The sequence below is a fragment of the Geomonas anaerohicana genome (genome assembly GCF_016458305.1).
Classification (GTDB): Bacteria; Desulfobacterota; Desulfuromonadia; order Geobacterales; family Geobacteraceae; genus Geomonas; species Geomonas anaerohicana.
Window position 1 is genome coordinate 1 of the sequence record NZ_JAEMHL010000028.1, and the last position, 11,694, is coordinate 11,694.

12 protein-coding genes are annotated in these 11,694 nt (G+C 54.6%); 7 read left to right on the top strand and 5 right to left on the bottom strand.

Annotated elements, in window-relative coordinates:
- Nucleotides 1-480 precede the first annotated feature (480 nt).
- On the top strand, nucleotides 481-1,317 hold the full coding sequence (locus JFN91_RS21695) for a hypothetical protein (protein WP_199391226.1): 837 nt from the start codon (nucleotides 481-483) through the stop codon (nucleotides 1,315-1,317).
- A gap of 378 nt (nucleotides 1,318-1,695) precedes the next feature.
- On the opposite strand, the gene JFN91_RS21700 is transcribed toward JFN91_RS21695, so the two are convergent.
- Nucleotides 1,696-2,643 carry an IS1595 family transposase gene (locus JFN91_RS21700; protein ID WP_199391227.1) on the bottom strand — a complete coding sequence of 316 codons (948 nt, stop codon included), beginning with the start codon at nucleotides 2,641-2,643 and terminating at the stop codon, nucleotides 1,696-1,698.
- 263 nt (nucleotides 2,644-2,906) lie between these two features.
- Here JFN91_RS21700 and JFN91_RS21705 point away from each other — a divergent pair, with 263 nt between their 5' ends.
- Nucleotides 2,907-3,605: a hypothetical protein gene (locus JFN91_RS21705; RefSeq protein WP_199391228.1), complete on the top strand. Its 699-nt coding sequence runs from the start codon at nucleotides 2,907-2,909 to the stop codon at nucleotides 3,603-3,605.
- Between the two features lie 73 nt (nucleotides 3,606-3,678).
- Here the strand turns inward: JFN91_RS21705 and JFN91_RS21710 are convergent, their stop codons facing one another.
- From JFN91_RS21710 to JFN91_RS21725, 4 genes are all read right to left on the bottom strand, one after another.
- Nucleotides 3,679-4,338 carry a hypothetical protein gene (locus JFN91_RS21710; RefSeq protein ID WP_199391229.1) on the bottom strand — a complete coding sequence of 220 codons (660 nt, stop codon included), beginning with the start codon at nucleotides 4,336-4,338 and terminating at the stop codon, nucleotides 3,679-3,681.
- A 152-nt stretch (nucleotides 4,339-4,490) separates the two neighbouring features.
- Complete coding sequence (locus JFN91_RS21715) at nucleotides 4,491-5,453, bottom strand: GlxA family transcriptional regulator (RefSeq protein WP_199391230.1); 963 nt, start codon at nucleotides 5,451-5,453, stop codon at nucleotides 4,491-4,493.
- 45 nt (nucleotides 5,454-5,498) lie between these two features.
- Nucleotides 5,499-6,269 (bottom strand): MBL fold metallo-hydrolase, encoded by a 771-nt coding sequence (locus JFN91_RS21720; RefSeq protein ID WP_199391231.1) that lies wholly within the window; start codon nucleotides 6,267-6,269, stop codon nucleotides 5,499-5,501.
- Between the two features lie 654 nt (nucleotides 6,270-6,923).
- Complete coding sequence (locus JFN91_RS21725) at nucleotides 6,924-7,535, bottom strand: hypothetical protein (protein ID WP_199391232.1); 612 nt, start codon at nucleotides 7,533-7,535, stop codon at nucleotides 6,924-6,926.
- Nucleotides 7,536-7,675: 140 nt separating this feature from the next.
- Here JFN91_RS21725 and JFN91_RS21730 point away from each other — a divergent pair, with 140 nt between their 5' ends.
- The 5 genes from JFN91_RS21730 (at nucleotide 7,676) to JFN91_RS21750 (ending at nucleotide 11,555) form a co-directional block, all read left to right on the top strand.
- A complete protein-coding gene (locus tag JFN91_RS21730; RefSeq protein WP_236015307.1) occupies nucleotides 7,676-9,028 on the top strand; it encodes a cytochrome ubiquinol oxidase subunit I in 1,353 nt (450 codons plus the stop codon).
- Nucleotides 9,021-10,043, top strand: coding sequence for a cytochrome d ubiquinol oxidase subunit II (locus JFN91_RS21735; RefSeq protein WP_199391233.1), 1,023 nt, complete (start codon nucleotides 9,021-9,023; stop codon nucleotides 10,041-10,043). Before JFN91_RS21730 ends, JFN91_RS21735 begins: the two co-directional genes overlap by 8 nt.
- A gap of 92 nt (nucleotides 10,044-10,135) precedes the next feature.
- Nucleotides 10,136-10,381, top strand: coding sequence for a hypothetical protein (locus JFN91_RS21740; RefSeq protein ID WP_199391234.1), 246 nt, complete (start codon nucleotides 10,136-10,138; stop codon nucleotides 10,379-10,381).
- A gap of 162 nt (nucleotides 10,382-10,543) precedes the next feature.
- Entirely contained in the window at nucleotides 10,544-10,996 is a 453-nt protein-coding gene (locus tag JFN91_RS21745; protein WP_199391235.1) for an SRPBCC domain-containing protein, read from the top strand.
- 31 nt (nucleotides 10,997-11,027) lie between these two features.
- Nucleotides 11,028-11,555: a PaaI family thioesterase gene (locus JFN91_RS21750; RefSeq protein WP_199391236.1), complete on the top strand. Its 528-nt coding sequence runs from the start codon at nucleotides 11,028-11,030 to the stop codon at nucleotides 11,553-11,555.
- Nucleotides 11,556-11,694 lie beyond the last annotated feature (139 nt).

The following is an 11,694-nucleotide window of genomic DNA, read 5'->3' on the forward strand; positions in this document are numbered from 1 at the left end:
TGCTAGAAAAACTCTTTTCTTGCATAGGGGAACTTTTTTGCCCTTGACCGACAGCCTTTAATGGGTGACCCCAGATTACTCATCGGATCAGCCAAGTACGATTCCGGTGCTGTCATCGGCATAATCTTCGGGTTGAGAATGTCATCTGAGGATAGAACTTTATTTAAAGCTATTTGCGCAAATAGCGGTAAAGGTCACGTGAAGTTTTTTCAGGCGGTCAAGAAAAAAATCGTTTCGGTATTGATATTGTTGAGGTGTGAATTAATCGAGATGATGCTGGAAAGCTGGAATCGGTTTTTTACGGCGGACTCTTTTGGTAAAGTTGCCGTGATTGTGCAGGCTGCATGTGACGGACCATATCACACCAGGGGAAGATTGGCGCTAATCAGGTAATCTTGTCCCTTCTTTCCACCGCAGATAACGGGCTACGTGTGGGCTTTGTTGTTCTCATAAAATTCTTTACACAAAGGACTTTACAGTATGCAAAATCAGTATAAATTACCCACAGAGATAGAAGATTTAATTACACTAGTTTTAGATACCTTTTCGAAGGAAGCGATGAGACTTCGTGACACTTCAGTTTTAACAGCAGCAAAAGAATTACTAGAAAGCTTCTTTATCATAGCGAGCCAACTCGGGACGAAGGAACATGACCGAGCGCTGATGTTATTAGAACAGCAACTTAAGGCAGCGAAAAAGCACTCAGCGACATCTCGGTCCAATCTTAAAGAAAGATTTGTTACGGTGCTTCGGAAACCCGATCATAAAATGAGCACGGAACTAAATAATTATATGAAGAATAACAAAATTAGAAGACAATATGCCGATCCTGAAATTATTAGAATGGAAAAACTTTCGCATGATACTTTTGCGCATTGTATAGAACTTCTAAACGGTGTAGAGAGCTTAAAGGGTGAAATTAACTGCCATTTTTTTGCCTTGGATTTACGTATGCATTTCGGTATTTTTACTAGATTGTGGTTACAAAGAATATTTTCTTTTCTATTCAAACACGCATTTATTATTTTAATATCTGTCTTTATTGGAGGAATTGGTTACTCTTGGGTTGTAAGTCAGGGTAAAATCCTTGCTTCAAGGATCTTTAATGTTAATTTTTATGGTATGACTGTGTTGATATTAGTAGCTGGTTTGTTCAAAGAGTATATTCTTTCAAAGAAAATAAAATCTATAAGGTTAAAGATAGAAAGGCAGCTCTTGTTTCCTGTGCTTTATCACGTTACTCATGCCAACATTCAGGGATTGTTGCATGAGACTATGTCTCGTGGCGTAGGTCCTAGGTGCCCTGGTGAGTCTTAACTCGTGTGATTTTACAAGTTACACAAGTCCCCTTGGTTACACAGGCCACCTATGTTGCAAAGTAGCTGGCCAAGGTGAAAGCATTGCAACTTTTCAAGCCGGACCGGAGTTCCAAGTCAAGGCGGCAGAGGGACGCACATAAGAATATAAGTTTCTCCTACACAGAATGTTATGAAATTATGGGCGTCCGCTCGATATCCACACACCGATGAACGAATAGAAGGTGGAGCGACAGATGCGAAAAATAGTGCCACTGGCCTTCTTCATCCTCGCCAATGCAGCCCAAGTCTTTCAGGCCCGTCATGTCTGAAGCATGAGCCGGAGCTTGTGGAACTGAAGAGCGGACAGGGGGACGCCCATGAAATTAGCCGATTAGCGCTAATCTTCAGCAAGACGTAACCAAGGCTCTGTTCGTTTGCCGGTTCTTACGCTTGCAAACAGAAGACGTGAGAACATTGATTTCAGGTCAAAGCGCCGGTTGAAACGATACTGGATCTCCGCAAGGTATCGCTTTATGTACTTGCTGAAGTCGAAAGAATGGTAGGTCCCTTCGATGGAAGTTTTTACGTTACTAAGGACCGTGTTCACCCAGTAAAAACATCCCATTGCTGTGCTTTTTCGCTCTTTGCCAACTACTTCAAACGAATGCGTGCGTCCTGATGCTACCACAGCTCGGAAAGAGGATAAGCCGTCGGTAATGACTGTGCTTGATTCTGACAATGATGTAGAGGCCCATGTCGCTATCTCTGCAAAATTTAGTGCCTTCACTGGCGAGAACACGGCACGTTTAGGATGTCCTTGCGAGTTGGTTTCTACAGCAGCGATAAAAGGAATTTTGTTCTCTGATCCGCGACCACCTTTGCCTTCATGTCGGCCACCTAGGTACGCATCATCTACCTCGACGCGGCCCGAAAGAACAGTTGCAGCTTCTCTCTCGCACATGACCTGCATCAGTTTGTGCTTCATCCGCCAGGCGGTGCGGTAGCAGATGCCAAGAAGACGAGTTAGCTCCAAGGCCGATACGTTGTTCTTGGTTTGAGTCAGGAAGTACATTCCTTGAAACCAGATCGTCAGAGGCAGTTTTGACGAGTGAAAGATCGTCCCACTGGTCACTGTAGTTTGGCTGTGACAACTCTTGCACTGGAAGGTCTTTACTTTGCTATGCCACACAACGCTATAACGCGAACTGCCGCAAGTTAGACAGGCAAATCCATTCGGCCATCGCATCTGCTGGAGTGCGGTAACGCATTGCTCTTCTGTGCCGAAATCGCGGAGGAAATCCGGTAAGCTAAGGCCCTTCTGAAACTGGATTCGATTCTGCGCCATGTCTGACTCCTTGTAAGGGTTAATCATTCATGGCGATCCTACCGAGAAGGTGCGACAGAAAACGTCTTAAAATGCATGCTGCTGAAGATTAGCGCTAATCGGCTGAAATTATGCGTTTCTCGGACCTTCTCCTAACTATCTCAATTAGCGGCCCGGGACTTCCGGGATACCTCTTTCGATGTTTGGTACGCATGCACTTTCACCAAGACCGCACAATGCGTTGACAGGGAAGTGGAATATCGGTAGCGTTAGCAGATGTAAGCTTGCTGAAGAGATCAGATGAAGTACCACAACAATTCCCCTCGATTAAAAGTGTGCAGTTTTGCCGTCTGCTATTCAACCCGGAACCACACATGCTATTAAAAATGTACACAACTGCTGTAATAACCGCTTTGCTTGCGGCCTGTGCGACACCGGTCGTCCCTCCTACGTCCTCAGAAGGCACCACTAGTGACGGGTTGTACATTACCGATGGCCAAAAAGTCGGTTTCTCCATTTATCAGAAAGGCCAAGCGGTGAATGCCGGGTGGGAAAATGGCTACCTGACGTACCGCTTAACGAACGGCAACTTCACCATCAAAACGAAATACGATAGCGTACGGATATATCTCGCTGAGAAGGATGCCGGAGAATTCAGGGAACGCAAAAAAGTGAAACTGAGTGTGCTTTCCTCGGTGCTGACCGGAGCCTCAGAAAGCAACTCCGATACCTTGTTTGTAGCAGATCACACCGACCCCCTGTCGTCCAATAATTCCCTGGATCCCTATAGCGGGCTTAAACCCACCAAATCTGAAAATTCCTTTGTTGCGGGAACTCTCTATTTCCTGAAAACAGGTAAGGAAGTAGGTTTATCCAGGTACTCCGGGACGTTATTTGCCTACGCTTGGGTCGATTTCAACGGAGACCGTAAGATCGGCCTGGATGAGGTTTCCAGGATCAAGTTTCTTGTCAACACCAAGTGACGGAGAAAACAGAGGTGAGGCCGGGAGGCCGAGGGACGCCGCTGATTTTCAGTTCTGGGAAAACTTGTGAAGGTCACCAACTAGGGGTGACGACTCTATGCCGGTCCACCCAGTAGCCCCACAGGACCAGTAACCATTGAGACTGTCCTACCCAGGCAATGGCTGCGACGCTGGGTGGGGGAGGGCCGAAGAGGTTACTGAGGTAAATGCCTACCAGAAACACTACCAGCGCCCATAGCCCCCACCTGCCGACGGCATCCTGCGCCACGGTCTTCTTCAGATAGAGCGCCACCCCAACTGCAAAGAGTCCCATTTCAACAATGAAGGTCCCTGCCAGGGATGCCCAGAGATCCATGCCTACCCTCACGCTGCCGCCGGGAACAAGCGGCAGGTCGGGGCGGTGCACCACGAGATCCAGGAACCAGTGACTTACCACTATTGCGCCGAGGACGCAGGCACCACGGGGATAGCGCTGTGCGGCCTGGTAGACCAGGGCGACAAGCAGTGCCCAACCCGTGACGGCCAACAGGCTGTGGGAGATAGGATAGCTTTCAAAGTCGAGGGGAGTGACCCTGGTGATGCCCGGGACTATCCGGACCCGTTCGATACCCAACAGGAGTAGGGTGGGCCAGAGTAGGTCCACGAACTGGGATGCCAGAAAGAGGGTGCCCAAGGATGTCTTGGGGACTGCTGCTTTGGAGGCGAAGCCGACGGCGAAGTGACCTATGAACATGCAGGTTCCTACCTCTGTTTCAAGTCTTGGTCTAAGGCAAATCCCCCCTGTCCCCCCTTCGCAAAGGGGGGACTTTGGGCTTGTGCAGCGCTGCGTGGTTTGCAAATTTAAGCTTCCCAGTTTAGTAATCAACGACTGGAAGCGCCGAAAGGTCAGGCATTGAGGCTGGCGGATTGGAAGGTCTTGCGCCATTCGGTGGGGGTGACGTTGAACCTTGTCCGGAAGTGCTGACGCAAGGAGGCGGCGGATTGGAAGCCGACCAGCTCGGCTATGGCTTCCACGGAGTGACTGGTGGTCTCCAATAGCTCCTGGCTCCGCTGGAGTCGCTCGCCCATCAGCCACGAGCCGACGGACATGCCGGTGGCTTTCTGGAAGTGCCGAGTGAAGGTGCGGCGACTCATCAGGCTGTAATCGGCGAGATCGTCCAGGCTGTGCTCCGCGGCGAGGTTGTTGCGCAGATATTCGAGCAGCTTGTTGACGTTGGCGTCGCGGGTGGAAAGGGGGACGGGCTGCTCGATGAACTGCGCCTGGCCTCCTTCGCGGTGCGGCGGGATGACCATGCGCCGGGCCACCTTGTTGGCGATGGCCCGGCCATGTATCCGGTGCACCAGGTAGAGACAGCAATCGAGACCTGCCGCGGTTCCGGCTGAGGTCACTAGCCTCTCGTCTTCGACGTAGAGGGCGTTGGTGTCCAACGTTACGTTGGGGAAGCGGGTAACGAAGTCTTGCTCGAACTCCCAGTGTGTACCGGCCCGGCGCTGATCGAGCAGACCGGCATAGGCCAGAACATAGGTACCCAGGCACAGCCCCACCACCAGCGCGCCCCGGTTGTACACTGCTACCAGGGCGTTAAGCAACTCCTGGTTCGGCCTCTCCGCGGGGTCACGCCAGTAGGGGACGATGATGATGTCGGACTCCTCCAGGGCGTCGAGCCCGAAGGAGGTCTCGATGCTGAAGCCCTGGCGCGAGCGCAAGGCACCGGGCTCTCCCGCACAGATCTTCAGGTCGAAGAGCTTGTGGCCGGGCAGGATATCGCCGAAGATGATGCAGGGCACCGAGAAGTGGAACGGGCTGAAGTGGTTGATGGCGACGACTGCAACAGACGGAACCGACATGTAATCCTCTTGCACTGCTCCAAAATTATCCGCACCTGATGCGGGTCACACCTCGCAGGTCTCCCCATCCTCAGGCACCAGCACTCGCTGCATCATGCCATTTTCCTTGAGGAAGTCACGTAATTCTTTTCTCGACAGCACGGCGTGGTTCATGGCCTCCATGTGGCTCGCTATGATGGTGGCCTCCGGCGCGGCTTTGCGAACTTCATGAACGTCCTGCTTCCCCATGATGATGGACCCAATTCCGATGATCTGGGCATCCCCGCAGTTCAGCACGATCACGCCGGGTGCGTACTTCTGCAGCGCGTCAGCCACATGCCGGTTCCAGATTGTGTCGCCGGCGAGGTAGAGGGTTTTCTCGTCAGGATGCTGCAAGACCACTCCGCATACCGCTCCCAAACGATCTCCCAGTTTCTCCATGGCCGTGTCGCTGCCATGCTGCCCAGATGTTTTGATGAGTGTGATGCCGGCGAGTTGCGTTTTCTGCGTGAGCACGGTGACGGCAGTAAAGCCGGCATCCCGGAGCAGGGCGGCATCTTTGTCGTGCTGGGCGAAAACAGGCATCGTTTTCGGGATCTGGTTCCTGGCCGCTTCATCCCAGTGGTCCAAGTGCGTATGGGTGACGATGACGGCGTCGACGTCCAGCAGCGTCTCCACGGGAACCGGCAGGTCCACCAGCGGGTTGCGCAGATGCTGGTTGACTGTCCCCGCAAAGGGCGGGTACGCCCCTTTCTCCGCCAGAACCGGGTCGATCAGAAAGCTCTTGCCGCCATATTCAATCTTCGCCGTCGCATTGCGAACTTGCATGAACTTCATATCAGCCTCCTTAGGTTTTTTTTAGGCATTATGATCTATCCTCTCGTTTTCCTCGAGTGGCCCAAGGGCCATTTGTCGCATAGATCGGGACAGGAGAGGCGGTTTTTTTTCGAATAGGCCTACTAATTTCCCTATCGGCCTGACTTTTATGTAAATCGATCCGATTGCAACGCAATGCGTCCTATTTTTCTCAAATCCGTCCGATCTTTTTCCAATCGGACTGATTCGTACGAAATACGTCGTAATTTTTTCAAATCGGGTCGATTTTTTTTAAATCGGTCGGATTTCTACGAGATGCCCCGTACTTTTTTTCAATTCGTTCCGATTTTTTTTAGATCGGTCCGATTGCTCCAAAAGTGACCCTGTTTGCGGGAAAGAAGAGCGATTTTTTTCTAAAGGAGTGGGTTTCGTCAAATGCGACTTGCTGGGAGCGGGTGAGGACTATTTTCCCCGACGGAGCACGTTCAGGCGGAGACGTGACGGATTTGATCCCGATCGTCGGTTCCTACCTTGATTCAAGCATCATTTCGAGGGACATGGGTCGGCAATAAACTTTTGATGAGACGACGGAAGTGGGGATCGACTTTAGGAAAGGGCAGGGGAGAGGGATGGGGCCTCCCCTGGGATTGGACCAGGGGAGGTGAGGTGATGATTTTATACAGGAGGCAATATTGCCAGGTTCGACCAGGCACCGAAGGTGGAGTTGCCTCGCTTCCCCCTGAGCTTTATGTAGTTGGTTTTGGTCCGATCCAAACCGGTTAGATAAATTCCCTGGCAATTCGTCGACCACGTCAGGAATTGCCAATTTTCCTCGACACTAGGATCGCCTACGCAATACCACACTTCATACCCTCCAGCGCCTGCGAACTTGGTGAAGGAGCAGTAAGGTTTCCCGCTTTTGTCGAAATGGATCTTGAAATCCTCGGCAGTCCCCATCACCGATGGCGTGGATGTCGTGGCGGGTTTGGTTACCTTGAAGGCGGCCGCTATACTGGGATCTAGGTGGTTGACCGCTTTACTGAGCCCGTTGATGGCGGTGATAGCCTTATTCAGTTCCATACGGGCATCCTCGCACTCCTTAACCTGCTCGGGTATGCCTTTCAGATATCCCGTCAGGCTGGACTCGAACCGGTTGTGCAAGGTGGCATAGCGTTCCGGCGTCGGGAATAGTGAGACAATGTAGGCGTACAGTTCTGGCGTCCACACCTTACGGACCTCTTCCGACTTTGTTACCATCTCGGAATGTGGAAGGTTGTTGTGAGGCATTGGCGTCCTCCTTTTTCAGATTTTGGATTTATTGGTACGCGCCAATGTTGCCATCGATTTTTCGGTTCGCAAGAAAAAAATATCGATGCTGTCCCTCCATTGCCGTTTCTTGACAACGCCTCTCCGATCAGGAAACTTAAATGACTTCTTATGTTTTGGACGGAGGCATCATGGACAACCTCCTTGCCGCTCGGGCCCTGATGGGTGTCTCGTTTGTCTTTCATATCATCTACGCCACCCTGGGAATCGGCCTGCCTCTCCTGCTCATGCTCGCCGAAGGACTGGCATTGAAGACCGGCGATGAGAGTTGGCACCGGATCGCAAGGCGCTGGGTCCTGCCGGCCGGCGTGGTCTTTGCCATCGGTGCCGTTTCCGGGACCATCCTATCCTTCGAACTGGGGCTGCTGTGGCCCAGGTTCATGGCCTTCAGCGGGGCGATGATCGGTCTCGCCTTCTCCATGGAAGGGTTCGCCTTCTTCACCGAGGCGATCTTTCTCTCCCTGTACTTTTACGGTGAACGACGGCTTTCCAGGCGTGCTCTTTTCCTTTGCACCATACCCCTCACCCTCGCAGCGGCCATCTCCGCCATATTCGTGATTAGCGCCAACGGTTGGATGAACGCACCCTCCGGCTTCCGGATGGTGAACGGCTCTCCCTCGGACGTGCTGCCGCTTACGGCTTTTGCCAACGAGGCATGGCCGCACGAGGCGCTGCACGGCACCCTCGCGGCCTATGTCGCCACTTCCTTTGCGGTCGCCGGCTACTATGCCGTCTTGGTCCTCAGGCGGAGGGACACCGTCGATGCGAAAAAGGCGCTGCTGTTGTCGCTTTCGGTTGCTGCGGTGACTGCGCCGCTCATGCTGGTAACAGGCGACTGGGCTGCCGATTCGGTGGCCCACTTTCAGAAGGCGAAGCTGGCGGCGATGGAGGCGCACTTCAAAACCTCCGCTGCTGCGCCCCTGGTGGTCGGCGGTTGGCCGGACCCGGACACGGGGCAGGTCCATTACGCCGTGCGCATCCCGAAGCTGCTGAGCCTTCTCGCCCAGGACGACCCCAATGCAGTGGTGCAGGGGCTCGACGCTTTTCCGCAGGGAACGACGCCCGATCCCAGGCTGGTGCATCCCTTCTTTGACTTGATGGTTGGCTCTTTCTTTATCATGGCGATCGGCCTGGGCTGGTTCTGGTGGCTGCGCTGGCGCCAAAAGCGCGTGCCGGACCAGCCGCGCTTGTTGAAGTACCTCATCTTCGTATCTCCATTCGGCATCATCGCCCTGGAAAGCGGCTGGCTGGTGACCGAGTTCGGGCGGCAGCCCTGGGTGGTGCAGGGGTACCTGCGCACCTCGCAATCGGTGACCCCCAACGCCGGTATGGTCTCCGTGTTTGTCACCTTCGTCGTGGTCTACTTTTGCCTGACCGCCGGAATGTTGAAACTGCTGCTGCGTCACCAGGGGCGCCACGGAACTGACGATGGGGAGGAGGTGGGACATGCCTGATCCGGTATCGCTGGCCGCGCTGGTGGCGGCTCTCGCCCTGGTGCTCTACGCGCTTTTCGGCGGCGCCGATTTCGGAGGAGGCATCTGGACCGCGCTCGCCTTCGGGCCCCGGGCTCGGGAACAGCGGGAGGCGCTTTTCAATGCCATAGGTCCGGTGTGGGAGACCAACCACGTCTGGCTCATTTTCGTGGTGGTGACGCTGTTGACGGCATTTCCAGCCGGCTTTTCCGCCTTGTTTATTGCGCTCATGACACCGCTGGTGGTTGCCCTGGTGGGCATCAACTTCAGGGGTGCGGCCTATGCCTTCCGACACTACGGCAGGGCGTCGGGCCGGGAATTGCCTCTCACCGCGCTGGTCTTCGAGGTCGCCAGCGTGCTCACTCCCTTTGCCCTGGGCATGGCGGTGTCGGCGACTGCGGCCGGCAGCATCATCATCGACAACGACGTGGTCGCCACCGGGACCGCGGTGTGGCTCAACGCCTTTACCTTCATGGGGGGAGTGATCGCGCTCTGCATCTGTGCCTACCTGGCGCCGGTGTACATGACGGTTCGGGTGAGCGGTGCGCTCCAGGAGGATTTTCGCAACGCTTCGATAGCCGCCGGCGTTGCCCTTGGTGTAGTGACCGCGGTCATGATTCCGCTCGCCCTGCAGACGGCCCCGGAGTTCTCCCACAGGCTGCTCGGTTCCTGGCCCATGCTCTGCGTGATCTGTGCGGTGCTCTCCGGGGTGACGACCCAGCTTTTGCTGCTGTTGAGGCACTACCGGTTCGCGCAAGTGATGACCGGTGCCACCGTGGTCCTTACCCTGGCCGGTTTTGCTGCAGCGCTTCATCCCGATCTCATCATACAGGAGATGCCGCTGCGAGCCGCCGCAGCACCGCGCAGTACGCTCATCGCCTACCTGACCGTGCTTCCCATCGGGGCCGCGATACTGGTTCCTTCCTTGTGGTTCCTGTACTGGACCTTCAGGGGGGAACCGACACCGGAACTTCCGCCTGCCGGGAAGGAGCCGTGAGCAGGGTAATAGGAAACGGTGTGAAAATTTTAACCTTTGTGCTAACCTGAACTAGGCAATTCGCCATTATTCTCGACACAAGGAGTGCAGCTATGAAAAGGATGCTTCTCATAATCAGCATGGTATTTACTGCGTTCGCCTCCGGGTGTGCCTCCCGTGAAGGGAGCGCGGTCGGTGGTGCTTTGGGCGGCGCTGCGCTAGGCGTCGGCGGTTACGAGTACAGCGCACACAGGCAGATGGAACAGGTGGACGCTGACTACAGGGCTGGCAGGATCGACAGGAGAGAGTACGAGATACGTAAGAACCAGATCCAGAAAGGTTCTCTGTTCCAGCGGTAGTGCTCTCTGAAAAAAACATGTTCAGCGCAAAGCCACCCCGACGGGTGGCTTTTTGTTTGTCCGGATCAAAATATATAATTCGGTATACAAACAAATATGGCATCCGGAACGGAAAAATAGTAAAGTTGCTGGTCTTGTGACTCGACCAGGTTCAGAGGCGGTATGAAACCTTTTCGCACCGAAACAGTTCTGCAGACAACCCGGGAGAGGGTATGGGAACTCCTCAGCGACTTTTCCCTCTATCCGCAGTGGAACCCGCTGTTCCCGAAGCTTGAGGGACCGGGGACGGTAGGAGGAGACCACGAACTCGTGGTGCATCTGCCTGGCATCGACCCTTTTACCGTTCAGGCGACCCTGGAGGAGAAGGGGGAAGGGGTGCTCTGGTGGCGTAGTACCTTCCTTGGGCGTCCCTTGCTTGCCTGGACCTTTTCCTGCCGCACCGAAGTCGTCGGCGACCAACGCCTGAAGGTTCTGCTGGAGTCTGAGTTCTCCGGATTGCTGGCGCCGTTGTTCCGTTTTGCGCTCGCCCGGTCGATGGAAGAGGGGATGGAGCAATTGAACCAGGCGCTGCGCCGCTGGGGCGAGAAGGGAAATGTGCGCTGCATGAGGTGCTGAGTCGCATCAAGTTTATTGTCAGGAGGGATCGATGAAGGAATGTTGTACTGCGGACCAGCATGCGTCCGTTCTTAACCTGCCGCCGGTTCAGGGGCGTTGGCCCGGTTCCTGTTTTGTCTGTTCCGAGGGGCATCCCCATGGTCTTGGCCTTCGCTTCCACCATACCGCCGACGGGGTCGCCTGTCTGACCTCCGTCCCGGCAGGATACTGCGGTTTCGACGGCATGGTGCATGGCGGGATCATCTCGGCGCTCATGGACGAGGCGGCTGCCTACGCGCTTTTCGCCCGCCACGGCAGGCTGGGGGTGACCCGCGAGATTACCGTCCGCTTCCTCAAACCGGTCGCGACCGGCACCGAGATCCGGGTGGTGGGGCAGGTGCTCAATTTCGATCCCCCGGAGGCGGAGGTGGCGATGGCGATTTACGATGCCGGCGGCCAGCGCCTCGCCGAGGGGCGCACCACGTGGTCTTTCCCGCGGCTGTCCCGCATTGCTGCTTTGGCCGGCGTCGAGGAAGAGGTGCTGCAGAATTTCCTCGATGACTGCCAGAAGGTGTCCTAGAAAGGGATTTGCTTCAGCGAAAGCTGCTAGTGGTAGTCGGGGCAGAGTCAAATCCCCCCTGTCCCCCCTTTGTATAGACCGGAGTCAAGGGTGACAGTCGTTCGGAGACATGGGTGACACTTTTTTATCGCCGATCCGG